Consider the following 18,404-nt stretch of genomic DNA (forward strand, 5'->3'; position numbering starts at 1 on the left):
AGGTGGAAAAGGAGATGTTTAATTTTTTAACAGAAGAGGATGTAAAAAATGAGATAAACTCCTATCAATTAATTGTAAACTACATAAAGGAAAATTTTAAAGATGGAGAGGATTATGGTAAGATAGCAGAATACCCAAAACCAAGTTTATTAAAATCTGGAGCTGAAAAACTATGCTCACTTCTTAATTTTTCCGTTCAGGTTGAGATATTAGAAAAGGTAGAAGATTTTAAAGAAGGTATATTTCATTATGTTTGTAAGTGTACTCTTAAAAATAGTTTAGGACGCACTGTTTCAGAAGGATTAGGGTCCTGCAATAGCAGAGAAAGTAAGTTTTTAAATCAAAATCCATATGGAGTAGCAAATACTGTATTAAAGCTGTCGAAGAAGAGAGCACTTGTTGATGCTATATTAACTGCAACGAGGACATCGGGTATGTTTACTCAAGATATAGAGGAATTAGATGAGATAATAAATACAAATATAAAGGTGAATTTAGCTACAGCCAGCCAGAAGGCCTTTATTGCAAAACTTGCAAAGGATAAAGGAATGTCGGAAACACAACTTATGGATTTTACAAAAAAAGTAACAGGTAAGGAAAAATCAAAGGATTGGACAAAGGATGATGCAGCAAAAATTATAAAAACATTGAAAAATAAATAGAATAATATGAGTCCTTGTGCAAACAATAATTTAAAGGGGTGATATTGTGCAGCACAAGGACATTTTTAATTTTAATAATCCTGATTTTTCTCAACCTATTTCAATTTTAGAGGAGCAGGAGTTTATCAACTATAATTATGATGAATTGCCGTTGCAAAGACTCCCAGAAGAATTAGATAGGTTTACAAGCTTAGGAGCAATAGGTATTGCACTAAATGGTTTGGGGAAAAGAGTCGAATCAGAACACATTTTAAAAAGATTGTAGAGTTCCATTCTATTTCAAATAATTTTTTCGTAAAAATAAGTTAATCATTGACAAAATATTCGAAAAAGATGTAAAATATAAGCGAACCTCCACTTTTCACCACAATAAAAAGGGGGAGGGGTTCAAAATGCTAAAGGAAAAAATCGAAAATTTAAGAATTGAGTTGTATAATGCAATTTTAACAAATAAATTAGATAAAGTATTATATTTAAGCCAAGAATTAGATAAGCTTATAGTTGAGTATTATAATATGACAACTCAAAATGCTTATCTTCCATCTTAATCACCATTTTAGCCAAGGAATTATCCTTGGCTAAAAATTTTTTTTGAAAAAATAAAAATACTATGGAAGGATTTTTATTTTTGTTATAGAATTATAATTGTAGTGGTGAAAAGTGGAGCAAAGTGGTTTAAAAGTGGAGGATAAGATGTTTATTGGGGAGTATAGTCACGCACTTGATGCCAAGAACAGAATGATTGTTCCAGCAAAGTTTAGAGAAGGTTTAGGTGGAAAATTTATAATAACAAAGGGGCTCGATGGTTGTCTATATGTTTATCCTATCGATGAGTGGAAGAAGCTTGAGGATAAATTGAAGCAACTTCCTTTAACAAATAAGGACGCCCGTGCCTTTGTTAGATTTTTCTTTTCTGGAGCATCAGAGGTTGAGATAGATAAGCAAGGTAGAGCTTTAATTCCCCAAAATCTTATCGAATATGCAAATATAGAAAAGGAAATAGTAAGTATAGGGGTTTCAAATAGAATTGAAATTTGGAGTAAAGATAAGTGGCTTGAATATAATGAACAAAATATAGACTACGATGAAATAGCAGAGAAGATGTCACAGCTTGGAATATAGTAATGAGGTGGTAATGTATATGGAATTTAAACATATTTCTATTATGCTACAGGAATGTATTGAGGGTTTAAATATAAAACCTGATGGTATATATGTTGATGGTACTTTAGGTGGTGCGGGCCACTCAAGTGAAATAGTAAAAAGGCTAAGTGGAGGATTGTTAATTGGAATAGATCAGGACAAAGATGCATTAAGGGCATCTATGGAAAGGCTTAAAGATTTTAATAATGTTAAGTTTGTACATAATAATTTTGCAAATATTAAGTATGTATTAAATGAATTGAATGTAGATGGTGTTGATGGTATTTTGCTTGATTTAGGTGTTTCTTCATATCAGCTTGATACTCCTGATAGGGGATTTAGCTATATGCATAATGCAAAGCTTGATATGAGAATGAATAGAGATGTTGATATAACAGCCTATGATGTTGTAAATGGATATACTAAAGAACAATTAATATATATTCTAAAGGAATATGGAGAAGAAAAATGGGCCTCAAGAATTGCAGAATTTATAGTTAAACAAAGAAATGTAAAACCTATTGAAACAACATATGAACTTGTGGATGTCATAAAGGCTGCAATACCAGCATCTGCAAGGCGTGAAGGACCACATCCTGCAAAGAGAACATTTCAAGCAATTCGTATAGAGGTTAATAAGGAGATTGAAATATTAGAAAAGGCTGTTAATGACTGTTTAGATGTTTTAAAAAGTGGAGGTAGACTCTGCATTATAACATTTCATTCCTTAGAGGATAGAATTGTAAAAAATGTCTTTAAGGAGAGACAAAATCCTTGTACTTGTCCACCAAGCTTTCCTGTTTGTGTTTGTGGAAAAAGGGGAGATATTGAAATAATTACAAAAAAGCCAATAGTACCATCGGATGAAGAAATAGAATATAATCCAAGATCAAGAAGTGCAAAACTTAGAATAGCACAAAAAATATAGGTTCTAAAGGTGTGCGGGGGTGAATAATTATGGTAATGGCAAGTAATAAGAATAGATATAAAACGCAGGGTAATGTTGCCTATAAGGTTGAAGTTAACGAGAAAAATAAGGTTAAAAAAGTAGAAAAACCCAAAAAAAGTACTAATAAAAATATAAAGGTTAAACTTAAAGTCTTAAGATTTATATTATTTACATTTGCACTTTCAATATTTACATTATCAAGGTTTGTACTTATATATAATATGAATACTGAACTTAGAGAATTAAAGAGTCAGGTTGCACAGGTGCAAAAGGAAAATCAAAATCTTCAGGTGTCACTTGCTGTTAAAAATAATATAAAAAAGATTGAAGGTGAAGCTGTAAAAAAATATAATATGGTAAATCCTAAGGCGGAAGAGGTAAAATACGTTGATGTCAAGATGTTATGTTCTGTTGAAGATAAAAAGGTTACAGCATATAAATTATTTCAAAAGTTCGTAGGTTTCATCCATTGATTTAGTAATAAACATAGGGGGGATGTATTTGTCAAGGACAACGCTGTCAATGAAAAGAAGAATAGTAGTTGTATACATTATAATGATTATAGTTCAAACAGTAATAGTAGGAAGATATGCTTGGGTTCAACTTGTATGGTCTCCCCAACTACAGAGAATGGCAAAGGAACAGTGGACTTATGAAATTATTATAGAAGCAAATAGGGGAAAGATTTTAGATAGAAATGGAAATGCTCTGGCTTTAAGTGGAAATGTAAATAGAGTCGATGTGGTTTTAAAAGATGTAAATGATGCAGTAAAAAAGAATAAGATTACTAAAGAGGAGATGGCAAGTAAGTTAGCTCCACTACTTGATTTGAGTAAGGATAGTATTTTGAAAAAGTTAAATATGAATTATAATGCTGTCATATTAAAAAGAAGAATTGATAAAGACATAGGAAATAAAATTAGAGAACTAAAGTTGCCAGGGGTAATAGTGTCTGAGGATACAAAACGATACTATCCTAATGGCAATTTTTTAGCACATGTTTTAGGAACTACAGATGCAGATGGTAATGGAAGAGCAGGGCTTGAAATGTATTATAATAAAGAGTTAAAGGGTAAAACTGGTAGATTAATTATCCAAGGAGATGCGTATCACAGAGAATTACCCTATGATGCACCTACCTATATTCCTCCTAAAAATGGATATGATTTAGTTTTAACAATAGATCAGTCAATTCAATTTTTTGTTGAAAGGGCATTAGAACAAGGACTTGAGGAATATAAAGCAAAGAGAATAAGTGCAATAGTTATGGATCCAAAGACAGGAGAAATTCTGGCAATGGCAAACAAACCAGATTATGATCCTAATAATCCTTTTGCTGGTAAAACTACTGAGGAGGCACTAAATAGCTGGAGAAATAGAATGGTTCAAGAGAATTTTGAGCCTGGTTCAATTTTGAAGGTATATACTGCTGCAGCAGCACTTGAGGAAAATATAGTAAATGAAAATAGTAAATATGTATGTACTGGAGGCAAGGTGGTTGCAGGAAGAAGAATAAAATGTTGGAAGACTTCAGGTCACGGTACACAAACCTTTGCCGAAATTCTACAAAATTCCTGTAACGTAGGTTTTATGGAGGTAGGTCTTGAGCTTGGTGCACAAAGACTTCGTAAGTATTTTGCGCAATTTGGATTTGGTCAAAAAACTGGTATAGATTTTCCAGGTGAAGAAAAAGGTATATTGATTCCGGTATCAAGTATGGGACCTGTGGAAACAGCAAACCAAGCCTTTGGTCAAGGTGTTGCGGTAACTGGAATTCAATATATTACTGCATTGTCTGCAATTGCAAATGATGGTGTAATGATGAAACCCCACTTTTTAAAGAAGGTATTATATACAGATGAGGATGGAAATACATCTGTTATAAGAGAATACCAACCTCAGAGTGTAAAACAAGTAATATCAAAGGATACAGCTGCGGAGTTGAGGAGTTTGTTAGAACTTGTTGTATCAAAGGGAGGAGCGAAAAAGGCATACTTAGAAGGTTATCACGTTGGAGGAAAAACTGGTACTGCACAAAAGGTTGCCCAAAACCCTAAATCTGGTTATGAGCCCGGTAAGTATATTTCGTCCTTTGGTGCTATCGTTCCTGCTAATAATCCAAGGTTTACTATATTAGTATCAATAGATGAACCAGATCCATCCAACTATTATGCAGGTAGTACCGCTGCACCTCTTGCAAGGGTTATAATTGAAGACATTGTAAAATACTTAAATATTGAACCAGATAGTGTTGAGGTGATAACACCTGAAATAGTTTTACCAGAAATTAGAGGTTTAAAATTGAATGAGGCTGTTAATATTTTGAAACAAAATAAGATTGACTATGAGAAGCAAGGGAATGGAGATATAGTGTATGATATGAGTCCAAAACCTGGAGTTTCTGTCAAACAAAATACAAAGATAACTTTATATATGGGATACGAACAAAACAAAGATTTAAAGGTGGTTGTTCCTGATTTTAAAAATATGACTAAAAAGGAAATTACGGAACTTGCTAAGGCTCTGGGAATAAAAGTTAATATTTCTGGTGAAGGTATCGGAGCAACACAGGATATTTTACCAGGACAAGAGGTTGATAAAAACACTACAATTAATGTACTATTAGAACAGCCGGAGGATTAATATATTTAGCACAATATGGTATTCCATATTGTGCTAAAAAATTAAAGGGGGTGTATTTATGAATCTTTTTTCTCTGCTTAATGGGTTGGATTTTGAGTTGTTACAGGGCGATGATGTAGAGATAAGACACCTGTCTTATTCAAGTAGTGATATTAGAAACGAAAGCCTTTTTTTCTGCATTGAGGGGTTTAAAACAGACGGACACTTATTTGTAAAGGAAGCTGTAGAAAAGGGTGCAAGGGCTGTAGTTGTCTCAAAGGATGTTTTTGTTGGTAACGATATTACGGTTGTAAAGGTCAAGGATACCAGAGAAGCAATGGCAGCTATCTCTGCTAAATTTTATGGCACACCTTTAAATTCTTTAGAGGTTATTGGTGTTACTGGTACAAATGGAAAGACTACAACTACATTTATGATTAAATCAATTTTAGACGAGTTCAATAAAAAAACAGCCCTATTAGGTACAATATATGAAATTATAGGAGATAAAATAGAAGAAGCTAAAAGAACCACCCCTGAATCTTTAGATTTACAAAGGTATTTTTATGAAATGAAACAAAATAATATTACCCATTGCATTATGGAGGTTTCATCCCATTCCCTTGAGCTTAAAAGAGTTTATGGAATTAATTTTAAAGTAGGTATTTTTACAAACTTAACACAGGATCACTTAGATTTTCATAGGACTATGGAAAATTATTTTAATGCAAAAATGAAATTATTTAATTGTAGTGAATATTGTGTTATAAATATAGATGATGAATATGGGAAAAAAGCTTATGGCCTATTGAAAAATAAAAAGATAATAACATTTGGAATAGATAATAGAGCAGATATTATGGCAAAGAATTTAATAATAGATTCAGATGGGACAGAATTTGATTTAATATTAGATAATTATATTAGAAGAGTAAAACTACATCTGCCAGGTAAATTTAATGTTTATAATGCATTAGGAAGTATTGCTGCAGCACTTTCAATAAATATACCTATTGAGGTTGCAGTAAAGGGAGTTGAAAAATTAAAATCAGTACCTGGAAGAAGTGAAAAAATTAGTTGTAATATAGGCTCCACAATTGTAATTGATTATGCACATACTCCTGATGGAATAGAAAATATATTAAAAGCTGCAAGGGAATATACAAGAGGAAGGTTAATTACTGTATTTGGATGTGGAGGCGATAGAGATAGAGGAAAAAGACCACTTATGGGCAAGGCTGCAGGGCTACTTTCTGATTTTTGTATTATAACATCTGATAACCCAAGAAGTGAAGAACCACAGGATATAATAAAAGATATTATACCTGGTATTGTTACTACTAATTGTAAATATGTTATAATTGAAGATAGAAGAAAGGCAATAGAATATGCCATAAAAAATTCAGTAAAGGGTGATGTAATAGTGATTGCTGGAAAGGGACATGAAAAATATCAAATACTTAAGGACAAAGTTGTAGAATTTGATGAAAGAAAAATTGTAGAGGATATTTTGAAGGAAGTAGTAACTCTGGAGGATATTATTACAGCTACAAAGGGGAAGGCGTATAATATAAAGGATGCAAAAATAAAAGTAAATAAAATACAAACAGACAGTAGAAAAATTGAAGAGGGTGATGTTTTTGTTGCACTTATTGGAGAAAAATTTGATGGGCATAATTTTATAAAGGAAGTTAAAGAAAAAGGTGCTTTATGTGCTGTAGTTTCAAAGTTAGATTTAAATGTGGATATACCTCAAATTTTAGTAGATGACACATTAATGGCCTATAAAGAAATAGCAAGATACTATAGGTTAAGATATGACATTCCTGTTGTGGCGGTTACTGGCAGTAGTGGTAAAACAACAACTAAGGAGATGATAGCTTCAGTTTTATCCCAAAGGTTAAATGTATTAAAGACTGAAAAGAATTTTAATAATGAGATAGGAATACCAATGACAGTTTTAAATCTAAATTCAAAACATAGGGCAGCTGTTTTAGAAATGGGAATGGATCGCTTTGGAGAGATTGAAAGTTCAGCATATGTAGCAAATCCTAATATTGCTGTTATTAGTAATATAGGAACAGCACATATTGAAAAGTTAGGAAGTAGGGAAAATATACTAAAGGCTAAAATGGAAATAACTACATTTTTTAAAGAGGATAACATATTGATAATAAATGCTGATAATGATATGTTAAATAAAGTAGTGACAGATAAATATAAAGTTGTTAAATTTGCAATTAATAATGATGCTGAATATAAAGCTTATGATATAATAGATTTAGGTTCTGAGGGAATGGAATTTAAATGCTTATTATCAGGTATTGAAAGAAAATTTAAAGTTGCACTACCAGGAACACACAACATATATAATGCCTTATCTGCAATAGCTGTAGGAGATATTATAGGTTTAAATTATGAAGAAATATACAATGGGATATTGGTATTTAATCCTGGTAATATGAGGATGAACATTGTTGAATTAGATGAGGATATTAAACTAATAATTGACTGCTATAATGCAAATCCAGATTCAATGAAGGCCGCATTAGATGTCTTAAGTAAGTTTAAAGGGAGAAGAATTGCAGTCTTAGGAGATATGTTTGAACTTGGAGAGTATTCAGTTGAGTTACATAAGGAAGTTGGAGGATATGCTGCGAATAAGTGTGATATGTTAGTTGCAATTGGTGATTTTTCAAAATATTACTTTGAAGAGGCAAAAAATAAAATTGAATCCTACTATTTTAAAACTAAAGAGGAAGCACTAAATTTTATTAAAAGTAATGTTAAAGGAAATGATGTTATTTTAATAAAGGCTTCAAGAGGTATGGAGCTTGAGTATATATCTGACAATTTAAAAGAGCATAGGAAGTGAGGTTGTAAACATGGAGCTTACGATATTTGCTACAATACTTTCTTTCATAATTGTACTTTTGATAGGACCAATAGTTATTCCTCTTCTTAAGATATTTAAGTTTGGACAAAATATTAGAGAGGAAGGACCAAAAAGCCATCTTAAAAAGGCTGGAACACCAACGATGGGTGGACTGATGTTTATAATAAGTTTAATAATATCAGTATTGGCTCTTTCTTCAAAAATGAGCAGTGCACTATGGATTGCGTTGATTACAACTGTTGGATATGGTTTTATAGGACTTCTTGATGATAGCTTGAAGATAATTCGAAAGCAGAACTTAGGATTAAGAGCCTATCAAAAATTAATAGGTCAAATAACCTTTGCATTAATTCTTTCAATTTACGCCTATAACAATCCAGATATTGGCAGTATGGTGCACATACCATATACAACTAAATTTATTGATTTAGGTAGTTTCTATATACCATTTATGGTTTTTGTTGTTGTGGGAACTACTAATGCAGTTAATTTAACTGATGGATTAGACGGTTTAGCAGCCAGTGTTACTTTAATTATCTGTGTTTTCTTTGCTATTGTTACCTATGGATTAAAAAGGCAGGATCTATCATTGTTTTGTGGTGCTCTTGCAGGAGGTCTTTTAGGATTTTTAAAATATAATGCATATCCAGCACAGGTTTTTATGGGAGATACAGGATCCCTTGCTTTAGGTGGTGCTATATCAGCACTTGCAATTTTACTAAAGATGCCCTTCATAATAGTAATAGTTGGGGTAATATATGTTGTTGAGACACTTTCGGTAATTATTCAGGTGATTAGCTTTAAATTAACAAAGAAAAGAGTATTTAAAATGGCACCACTTCATCATCACTATGAACAGTTAGGTTGGCATGAAACTAAGATTGTTGCTTGGTTTAGTATATTTACTGCCATATTTTGTTTAATTGGTTTTTTAGCAATTAGTTTTTAGGGGGTTTAGCATGAAGGGAAAAAAAGGGCCTATTGACTTTGTCCTCTTTGCAGATATACTAATATTACTTTCCATAGGTATTTCTATGGTTTTCAGTGCCAGTATGCCTGAAGGAGAAATATATTATGGTAATCCACACTATTTCTTAATTAGACAAAGTATATGGGCAGTATTAGGAATTATTGTTATGTTGTTTACATCAAATATAGATTATAGGTTTTGGAGAAATAAAAACATTTTAGTTTTTGGATTTTTTACTGTTGTACTTATGTTAATTGGAGTTTTCTTTTTTCCACCTGTTAAAGGGGCCAGAAGATGGCTGGGGTTTGGATTTGCAAAAATTCAGCCATCTGAGATAGCAAAGATTTTTATAGTTTTATTTTTGGCTAATATGATTGAAAAAAAGGGCCAAGATACAATGAAAAGCTTTTTTAGAGGATTATTTCCAGGACTTGTTATTATGGGGATTTTTGTTGGTCTAATTATTAAGGAACCTAATATGAGTACATCGGTTATTATAGCTACAGTATCACTTATTTTGTTATTTGCAGGTGGTGCAAAGATAAGGCATATGCTCCTTTTATTTTTATCAGGTGTAGTTTTAGCAATTATTGCAATTATTAGAGAACCCTATAGAATGAGAAGATTTACAGGTTTTTTAAACCCTTGGGCTGATAAATTAGAATCTGGATATCAAGCAATTCAGTCCCTTTATGCATTGGGTGCTGGAGGGCTATTTGGTAGAGGACTTGGTCTTTCAAAGCAGAAGTTTTATTATATACCAGAAGCACAAAATGACTTTATATTTGCTATAATTGGTGAGGAATTAGGTTTTATTGCTACCTTTATTATAATTCTATGCTTCTCTGTACTTATATGGAGAGGAATTAGAATTTCAATTAAGTGTAAAGATAAATACGGAAGCCTTGTAGCCTTAGGAATTACATCAATAATAGCAGTTCAATCATCTGTCAACTTTTTAGTTGTATCATCATTTATGCCAGTTACTGGTGTTACACTACCACTAATTAGCTATGGCGGTTCATCGTTACTTTTTACAATGGCAGGACTTGGGATACTGTTAAATATATCCAGATATATAACAAAGGATGGAGTTGATTAATATGAAGGTAATAATTACTGGTGGGGGTACAGGAGGACATATATATCCAGGTGTAGCAATAGCAAAAAAAATTCAGGAAAAGTATAAGGGAGCAGAGATAATTTTTGTTGGAAGCGAAAATGGGCTTGAAGGTAAATTAGTTCCAAAGGAAGGATTTAAAATAAAACTTATACCTGTTGAGGGACTTAATAAAAGAATTTCTTTTGGTACCTTCAAGTCAGTGATAAAGGTATTAAAGGGATTTGGTAAGGCTGGCAAAATTATAAATGAATTTAAGCCAGATGTTGTTATTGGAACTGGAGGTTATGTATGTGGTCCTGTGGTAATGCAGGCAGCACTAAAGGGGATACCAACAATAATTCACGAACAGAATGCTTTTCCAGGCGTTACTAATAAAATTCTTTCACACTTTGTTGATAGAATTGCTATTACATTTAGGGAATCTGAAAAATATTTTCCTAAGAATAAGGTTGTGTATACAGGAAATCCAATAAGGAAGCAGATACTTATGGCTAATAAAGAACAGGCAATTTCATCAATGGGGCTTGAGAAAAATAAGCCAATTGTGTTAGTGGTTGGAGGAAGTAGAGGAGCAAAAAATATAAATATTGCAGTTGTTGATATTATAAATGAACTATATAAAAATGGTATACAGCTTATATTTATCACAGGTGAAAACAATTATAATGAGGTAATTGAAAAAGTAAAGTCTAAATATCAAATAAACAATATGAAGGGAATTAAAATTTTACCATATGTGTATAATATGCACGATGCATTAGCAGCCTCTGATTTGATTATAAGTAGAGCAGGTGCTACTATTATATCTGAGATAACTGCATTAGGAAAACCATCTATTTTAATACCTTCACCCTATGTTGCAAATAATCATCAAGAATATAATGCAAGGGCATTAGAGGAAAAAGGTGCCTGCATTGTAATAAAAGAATCAGAACTTAAAAATGATATATTAAAGGAACAGGTATTAAATATAGTTAAAAATAAAGAGATATTATTGAATATGGCAAATGCATCTAAAAAACTTTCAAAATTAGATGCTGCAGATAATATAGTAAATCTTATAGAAGAGATTAAAAAATAATGTTGCAGGAATCTTCCTGCAACAAATTTATTGAAATACAAGGGATGGTGTTATGGAGGAAAAACTTATTAAAAGACAAAAACAAAAAAGGTTCTTATCATTTTTAATCATTTTTATAATTCTTTCAATTACAGTTGTAATTTCATTAAAATCAGATTATTTTAAAATAAAGGAAGTTGAAGTTAAAAATAATAATTTGATATCAAGGGATGAGGCTATCATTTTAGCAAATGTAATAGGAGAAAATATATTTTTTTTAGATAAAAATAAAGTAAAAACAAACATTCTAAATAATCCCTACGTTAAAGACGTAAAAATAAATAAAAAACTTCCTTCAAAGATTTTATTGACAATTGAAGAAAAGGATATAAAGGGAATTATAAGAGTAAAAAATTATTTTGTAGATATCGATAGTGAAGGAAGAATGGTTCATACTATAAACAAATTTCCTAATGGTAAGCTTATATATTTAGAAGGAATAGATGCAAAGGAATATGTGTTTAATGAATATGTTACCAGTGATTCTGTAAAATTAAAAAGTATTGTTGAGATATTAAAGATTTTCTCGTATATAGATATAAAATCCCAAATTGAGAAGGTAGATGTTAAGGACCCTTATAATGTTAATATTATAACAAAAAGTGGAATTAATATATGTGTAGGAGATTGTTCTAATTTAGAATATAAACTTTCCTTTGCAATGACTCTTTTAAAAAGCCCTGAATTAAGTGGTAAGAAGGGGACTATAGATATAAGTTCTGATGGAACAGCTGTATTTAACGAAAAGAGGTGATTAGATGAAAAAATTAAAATCACAGTTAAGCTTAGCCTTTATTTGTCTTATATTAGGTTTTATGATAACTTATCAGTATAGAATTTCCTATTCTAAAACAAAAATTGTAGATACAAGACAAATAAGTGACTTAGTTAAGCAAAATGAAATTTTGAAAAAGCAGAAGGAAGAATTGGATTTGAAGGTTAGAGAGTATCAATCAAAAATTGATGAAATTGAAAAATCAGTTACAATAGGTAATGAGGCTGTTGAAAAGTTAAAAAACGAGCTTGATAATTTAAGAGTTCTATCGGGACTTAATGATGTTGAAGGCCAAGGTATTGTTATTACAATTTCTCCAGTAGATAATGTTAAAAATAATTATATAAACCAAGTTTATGCTACTGATATTTTAGATATTATAAATGAATTAAACTCATCTGGTGCAGAGGCAATATCAATAAATGAAGAAAGGTATATAGCAAGAACTCAAATAAGAGAGGCAGGTGCCTATATAAAAATAAATGAAACAAAGTTTAGTCCACAGGATAAGTTTGTTATAAAGGCTATTGGAGATCCAAGTATATTAGAAGGTGCATTTAAAATGCCAGGAAATATTTTAGAACAGAATGCAGATAGAATAGCTTATACAATTGAAAAATCAGATAATATTAAAATATTAAAGTACAACAAAAAGATAGATTTTAAATATGCTAAACCAGGAAGGTGATGAGATGGTACCTTTAATAGGATTATTGATAGGTGTGTTATTGGGTATATTTTTAAAAATAGATATTCCAACATCGTTTACAGCGTATATTCCCGTAGCGATACTTGCAGCCCTCGATTCTGTTTTTGGAGGAGCAAGGGCATCCCTTGAAAAAAAGTTTGATTCTGATATATTCATATCAGGTTTTTTTAGTAATATTGTACTTGCTATAGGGCTAACTTATCTTGGGGATACATTAAATGTACCTATATATTTAGCAGCTGTAGTAGTATTTGGTAGCAGGCTTTTTAATAACTTTGCAATTATAAGAAGAATAATATTAGAGAAGCTAAGGAGTAAGATGAAGGAAAGGGAGGAGTAGTGAAATGAAATTTAATGAATCAAAACTTCTCCTTATGATGTCAGGTATATTCACTGGTATTGTAATTACATCTTTTTTAGTCAAATCTACTCCTACTAAAACAATCTTTTTGACTTATAAGGATTATCAAAAACTTAAACACGAAAATTTCACATTAAATAGAGAAGTGGCAGCACTATCTAAAAATTTAGTTGAACTTCAGGTAAAATATAATCAATATACTACAAGTGAAAAAAGGACAAAAACAATCCTCGAATCTTTAAAAAAGGAATATGAAGAGGCCAAAATGTTATCAGGAATGGAGCAGGTTAAGGGACCAGGAATAGAAGTAAAGGTTGATGATGCACGAAGAAGTACTTACTTAAATGACTTTGAATTATGGAATAGTATAGTTCACGATTTTGATTTAAGACAACTTATTGTTGATTTAAAAAATGCAAATGCAGAAGCAATTGAAGTTAATGGGTATAGAGTAGTTGCTAATACATCAATAACCTGTGAAGGTCCTATAATTATGATAAATGGGAATTATATAACACCACCCTTTACAATTAAAGCAATAGGTGATAAAGACGCACTTTACTATGCTATGTATAATCCTGATAGCTGGTATAAAACAATGGAATTGAGAGGATTGAAATTGAATTTAATAAAGCAGGATGAAATTACAATAAAGGGTGTTAATGAAGATATTGAACCTAAATACTTAAAAATAAAAAGATAAAAATTATTTTAGTTTAGACTAATTTTTTTTTAAAATGTTACGATAATAAAAAAGTAAAATAAATTTTATTTTGTAAAAAGGGAATCTGAAATTTTTGTTGAATTATATTAATAATATACTAATGTTGGGAGGTTAAAATTTAAATGAGCAATGTAGTTGCAGCCTTAGATATAGGTTCATCTAAAGTGTGTATAATTATTGCTGAGATGAAAAATAAGCAGTTTAATGTTTTAGGTGTTGGAACCTCCGAGTGTAAGGGTGTTAAGAAGGGAATTATAGTTGATATAGATTCAACTGTTGAAGCAATAAATAGTGCACTAAAACAAGCAGAACATATGTCAAATAAAAAAATAAAATCGGTATTTGTTAATATTCCTGGAGGATATACTAACCTATATAAAACAAAGGGAGTTATAGCTGTTTCAAGGGATGATAAGGAAATTACAAAGGAGGATGTAAATAGGGTACTTGAGGCAGCAAAGGTTGTAGCAATTCCGCAGGATAAAGAGATAATAGATATTATACCAGAACAATATATAGTAGATGGATATGATGAAATAAGAGACCCTATTGGTATGGTAGGGGTTAGACTTGAGGTGGATGCTAATTTAATTGTTGCATCCTGTACAACTGTTCAAAATATAATAAGAAGCATACAAAAGGCAGGATTAGCCTGTGATGGAATAATTTTAGAACCACTTGCAACATCAAGTGTGGTTTTAAGTGATGATGAGAAGGAACTTGGTGTAGCTTTAATCGATGTTGGTGCTGAGACAACTGATATCTCTGTATTTAGAAAGGGATCACTAATATTTACCAAGGTTATACCAGTAGGTGGAAATCATATTACAAATGATATTTCTATTATATGTAAAATAACATCAACTGATGCTGAAAAAATTAAGAGACAATATGGAGTAGCTACTTCAAATTTAATAAGAAATAATGATATAATAAAGATAAACAGTATTGGTGGTAAATCTGAAAAGGAAGTTTACCTTAAGGATATAGCTGAAATAATGGAGGCAAGAATTTCAGAAATGTTATATCTTGTAAGAAAGGAATTGGAGGATAGGAATCTATACAATTCAATTTCCGCTGGTGTTGTTATAACAGGAGGAGGGCTCTTTAATATCAAGGGTATTCAGGATGTTGCACAATCAAGTTTTGAATTACCTGTTAGATTTGGCTATCCAAATTATATTGGAGTTGCAAATCCAATATATTCAGCTTCAGCTGGGACTGCTTTTTATGCTTTAAAGGAAAAAAGGACAAGCACAGTGGAGCTATCACATTCAGTTCCTAAGAAGGAAGAGGATAGTCATTTTGAAGATTATGTTGAAGACGATTCTTCAAGTAAAAGAAATATACTTGACAAAATTAAAGATTTTTTCGCAGATTTTTTCTAAAATACAAAAGGGGGTATAAATGTGCTAGATTTTGATTTTGAAATTGAGGCAGGAGCTAAAATAAAGGTTGTAGGAGTAGGTGGAGGCGGTAATAACGCTGTTAATAGAATGATTGAATCAGGATTACAAGGAGTTGAGTTTATATCAGTTAATACAGATAGGCAAGCATTACACCACTCAAAGGCACCAGTAAAGATACAAATAGGAGAAAAGCTTACAAAGGGACTTGGTGCAGGTGCAAATCCTGAAATTGGTGAAAAATCAGCTGAAGAGAGTAGAGAAATTATTGTACAAGCACTAAAGGATGCAGATTTAGTGTTTATAACAGCTGGTATGGGTGGTGGTACCGGAACTGGTGCAGCACCTGTTATTGCAGAAATTGCAAAGGAAATGGGAATATTAACAGTTGGTGTTGTTACAAAGCCCTTTGACTTTGAAAGAGGAACAAGAAGAATCAATGCTGAAAAAGGAATAGCAAAATTAAAGGAAAAGGTGGATACTTTAGTTACTATTCCAAATGATAGGTTAAAGCATATTATAGACAAAAAGACACCAATAACAGAAGCCTTTAGAATTGCAGACGATGTATTAAGACAAGGTGTTCAAGGTATTTCAGACCTTATAGTAAAACCTGGAGTTATAAACCTTGACTTTGCGGACATAAAAACTATTATGTTAAATAGAGGTTTAGCTCATATGGGTATTGGTAGAGCTTCAGGCGAAAATAGAGCAATTGAAGCTGTTAAGATGGCTATATCAAGCCCATTGCTTGAGACAACTATTGATGGAGCAACAGGAGTTTTAATAAATGTTACAGGCGGACCAAGTTTAACATTGTTTGAAGTAGATGAAGCTGCAGAACAAGTAAGACAAGTTGCAGACCCAGATGCAAATGTAATTTTTGGTACTGCAGTAGATGAAAGCTTGGGTGATGAGATCAGTATTACTGTTATAGCAACTGGTTTTGATAAGGTAAGAGAAGTAAAAGTAGAAGAGAAGGAAAAGGAATCCCATGATGAAGAAAAGTCACCAAAGGTGATTAATTTTGAGCCAGATTCTGATTTAGATATACCACCATTTATACGCAATCAAAGAGCAAGAAGATAAGAGGATAGAAGAGATAGGTATGGATAAATACCTATCTTTTTTTACATATTATGCAAAAATTTAAATTTTAACTTTTTTATTTGTATAAAAAAATCATAATATGTATTTATTTTTTATATAAATAGAATATGATATGACAAAATTTATAGTCAGAAGGTTGTATAATTATAGTAAAAAGTTGTCCACGTGGAGGTGGGCATTGATGCAGGTAATCTATTTAGATGTACTATTGGCAGAGAATGTTTTACTTAATTTTCTACTGTTATACACTGTCAACAGGTTTTGTAGGTTAAATAGAAAAATATATAATATTTTGTTATCTTCAGTTATTGGTGCACTTTATGTATTTATAGTTTTTTTCCCTTCACTAAGTATATTTTATTCTTCAATTATGAAAATATGTATGTCAATTTTAATGATTATTATAGCCTTTTGGCCAAGAAGTTTAAAGGCATTTATAAAACAGCTTTTGTTGTTTTATGGGGTTTCGTTTTTTATAGGTGGTGCAATATTATCTATATTTTATTTAAGCAATGGAGATTTTTCATCTGTAAACGGTGTAATGGTGTTGAATAAGATGTCTTCAAAGTATTTGTTATTAGGAGTTGCGGTTTCTATATTTATAGTAAAGATTGTATTTGATGTAGTGGATAGACATTATTATTTAAAGAGTAAAACAGTTGAGCTTAGCATAGTTAATGAAGATAAACAGATTAGGGTTACTGCACTACTTGATACTGGGAATTGCCTTAAGGATCCATTATCGGGTTGCCCAATAGTTATTGCGGATTTGAATTATATCTCTGGAATTTTACCAAATGAAATAATAGAAATATTGAAGGATGAAAAACAAATAACTCAGATAGAAGATTATGAAATAAACAAAAGATTAAGGGTAATACCTTATACAACAATAGGTGTGCAAAATGGAATACTTATAGGCTTTAGGGTAGATTATATTTATGTTTTCACAAAGGATAAGATAGGTATTATAAAAAATCCAATAATAGCCCTATCAAAGGAGCATCTTTCAAAAAAGGAAGATTACCAAGCTATTGCATATCCGGATATTATTAGTTGGGAGGTTAAATAATATGAAAATGCTGCGACTTGTCATCGATACTATTTTGAAAAAATTAAGGGAAATATACAGCAGCATATTAGGTTTAGATGAGGTATATTATGTTGGTGGAAATGATGTTCTTCCGCCTCCACTTTCAAATGAAGAAGAAAAGGAACTTGTGGATAAATTAAGAGCAGGTGACGAAAGCGTAAAAAACGTATTAATAGAAAGAAACCTTAGACTTGTTGTCTATATCGCAAGAAAATTTGAAAATACAGGAGTTGGTGTTGAGGATTTAGTGTCAATAGGAACAATTGGTTTAATTAAGGCTGTAAATACCTTTGATCCAGTTAAAAAGATTAAGCTTGCAACCTATGCATCAAGATGCATTGAAAATGAAATATTAATGTATTTAAGACGAAACAGTAGAATTAAAGCTGAAGTATCCTTTGATGAGCCTTTAAATGTTGATTGGGATGGCAATGAACTTTTATTGTCTGATATACTTGGAACCGATTCTGATATGATTTTTAACTATATAGAAGATGATGTTGAAAAACAGCTTTTAAGAAATGCTATGGGAAAACTTACAAAAAGAGAACAACAAATTGTTAGCCTAAGATTTGGACTTTCAGGTGGTGGGGAGAAAACACAGAAGGAGGTTGCCGATATTTTAGGCATATCTCAATCATATATATCAAGATTGGAAAAAAGAATTATAAAGAGACTAAGGAAAGAAATAACAAAAATGACATAAAATAATATGAATAAATAATAATCCCTTCGGAAATA

The 18,404-nt window shown here is 31.3% G+C and carries 19 protein-coding genes and 1 pseudogene; all 20 read left to right on the top strand.

Going from position 1 to position 18,404, the window contains the following annotated elements; translation table 11 throughout:
* Positions 1–2 precede the first annotated feature (2 nt).
* The 20 genes and pseudogenes from BUB63_RS02990 to sigE all read left to right on the top strand — a co-directional run bounded on the left by BUB63_RS02990 (position 3) and on the right by sigE (position 18,369).
* Positions 3–662, top strand: coding sequence for a hypothetical protein (locus BUB63_RS02990; protein ID WP_051350656.1), 660 nt, complete (start codon positions 3–5; stop codon positions 660–662).
* 46 nt (positions 663–708) lie between these two features.
* The gene (locus tag BUB63_RS02995; protein WP_027308729.1) at positions 709–927 is read left to right on the top strand and encodes a hypothetical protein; all 219 of its coding nucleotides are present in this window, start codon (positions 709–711) and stop codon (positions 925–927) included.
* 127 nt (positions 928–1,054) lie between these two features.
* On the top strand, positions 1,055–1,210 hold the full coding sequence (locus BUB63_RS03000; RefSeq protein WP_084106464.1) for an aspartyl-phosphate phosphatase Spo0E family protein: 156 nt from the start codon (positions 1,055–1,057) through the stop codon (positions 1,208–1,210).
* A 145-nt stretch (positions 1,211–1,355) separates the two neighbouring features.
* Positions 1,356–1,784 (top strand): division/cell wall cluster transcriptional repressor MraZ, encoded by a 429-nt coding sequence (gene mraZ / locus BUB63_RS03005; protein ID WP_027308728.1) that lies wholly within the window; start codon positions 1,356–1,358, stop codon positions 1,782–1,784.
* 19 nt (positions 1,785–1,803) lie between these two features.
* On the top strand, positions 1,804–2,733 hold the full coding sequence (rsmH, locus tag BUB63_RS03010; RefSeq protein ID WP_027308727.1) for a 16S rRNA (cytosine(1402)-N(4))-methyltransferase RsmH: 930 nt from the start codon (positions 1,804–1,806) through the stop codon (positions 2,731–2,733).
* A gap of 29 nt (positions 2,734–2,762) precedes the next feature.
* Positions 2,763–3,227, top strand: a complete 465-nt coding sequence (locus tag BUB63_RS03015) for a hypothetical protein (protein WP_073247898.1) — start codon at positions 2,763–2,765, stop codon at positions 3,225–3,227.
* Positions 3,228–3,255: 28 nt separating this feature from the next.
* The gene (locus BUB63_RS03020) at positions 3,256–5,397 is read left to right on the top strand and encodes a stage V sporulation protein D (protein ID WP_423230477.1); all 2,142 of its coding nucleotides are present in this window, start codon (positions 3,256–3,258) and stop codon (positions 5,395–5,397) included.
* A gap of 58 nt (positions 5,398–5,455) precedes the next feature.
* Positions 5,456–6,898: pseudogene (locus BUB63_RS13800) on the top strand (UDP-N-acetylmuramoyl-L-alanyl-D-glutamate--2,6-diaminopimelate ligase); the annotation flags it as partial.
* Complete coding sequence (locus BUB63_RS13805; RefSeq protein ID WP_242947337.1) at positions 6,887–8,251, top strand: UDP-N-acetylmuramoyl-tripeptide--D-alanyl-D-alanine ligase; 1,365 nt, start codon at positions 6,887–6,889, stop codon at positions 8,249–8,251. The pseudogene BUB63_RS13800 and the gene BUB63_RS13805, both read left to right, overlap by 12 nt.
* Before the next feature lie 10 nt (positions 8,252–8,261).
* The gene (gene mraY, locus BUB63_RS03030) at positions 8,262–9,221 is read left to right on the top strand and encodes a phospho-N-acetylmuramoyl-pentapeptide-transferase (RefSeq protein WP_073247901.1); all 960 of its coding nucleotides are present in this window, start codon (positions 8,262–8,264) and stop codon (positions 9,219–9,221) included.
* 10 nt (positions 9,222–9,231) lie between these two features.
* On the top strand, positions 9,232–10,344 hold the full coding sequence (gene ftsW, locus BUB63_RS03035) for a putative lipid II flippase FtsW (RefSeq protein ID WP_073247902.1): 1,113 nt from the start codon (positions 9,232–9,234) through the stop codon (positions 10,342–10,344).
* A 1-nt stretch (position 10,345) separates the two neighbouring features.
* Positions 10,346–11,446 (top strand): undecaprenyldiphospho-muramoylpentapeptide beta-N-acetylglucosaminyltransferase, encoded by a 1,101-nt coding sequence (gene murG, locus BUB63_RS03040; RefSeq protein ID WP_027308722.1) that lies wholly within the window; start codon positions 10,346–10,348, stop codon positions 11,444–11,446.
* 52 nt (positions 11,447–11,498) lie between these two features.
* Complete coding sequence (locus BUB63_RS03045; RefSeq protein WP_027308721.1) at positions 11,499–12,239, top strand: cell division protein FtsQ/DivIB; 741 nt, start codon at positions 11,499–11,501, stop codon at positions 12,237–12,239.
* A 4-nt stretch (positions 12,240–12,243) separates the two neighbouring features.
* Positions 12,244–12,948 (top strand): DUF881 domain-containing protein, encoded by a 705-nt coding sequence (locus tag BUB63_RS03050; RefSeq protein ID WP_073247903.1) that lies wholly within the window; start codon positions 12,244–12,246, stop codon positions 12,946–12,948.
* 4 nt (positions 12,949–12,952) lie between these two features.
* Positions 12,953–13,309, top strand: coding sequence for a small basic family protein (locus BUB63_RS03055; protein WP_073247904.1), 357 nt, complete (start codon positions 12,953–12,955; stop codon positions 13,307–13,309).
* A gap of 4 nt (positions 13,310–13,313) precedes the next feature.
* Complete coding sequence (locus tag BUB63_RS03060; protein WP_073247905.1) at positions 13,314–14,033, top strand: DUF881 domain-containing protein; 720 nt, start codon at positions 13,314–13,316, stop codon at positions 14,031–14,033.
* A gap of 143 nt (positions 14,034–14,176) precedes the next feature.
* Entirely contained in the window at positions 14,177–15,442 is a 1,266-nt protein-coding gene (ftsA, locus tag BUB63_RS03065) for a cell division protein FtsA (RefSeq protein WP_073247906.1), read from the top strand.
* A 21-nt stretch (positions 15,443–15,463) separates the two neighbouring features.
* The gene (gene ftsZ / locus BUB63_RS03070) at positions 15,464–16,549 is read left to right on the top strand and encodes a cell division protein FtsZ (protein WP_027308716.1); all 1,086 of its coding nucleotides are present in this window, start codon (positions 15,464–15,466) and stop codon (positions 16,547–16,549) included.
* Positions 16,550–16,751: 202 nt separating this feature from the next.
* Positions 16,752–17,642 (top strand): sigma-E processing peptidase SpoIIGA, encoded by an 891-nt coding sequence (gene spoIIGA, locus BUB63_RS03075; RefSeq protein WP_027307372.1) that lies wholly within the window; start codon positions 16,752–16,754, stop codon positions 17,640–17,642.
* A gap of 7 nt (positions 17,643–17,649) precedes the next feature.
* Complete coding sequence (gene sigE, locus BUB63_RS03080; RefSeq protein ID WP_370882839.1) at positions 17,650–18,369, top strand: RNA polymerase sporulation sigma factor SigE; 720 nt, start codon at positions 17,650–17,652, stop codon at positions 18,367–18,369.
* The last annotated feature ends 35 nt before the right edge of the window (positions 18,370–18,404 follow it).

This window comes from Caloramator proteoclasticus DSM 10124 (assembly GCF_900129265.1).
In the GTDB taxonomy this organism is placed as follows: Bacteria; Bacillota; Clostridia; order Clostridiales; family Caloramatoraceae; genus Thermobrachium; species Thermobrachium proteoclasticum.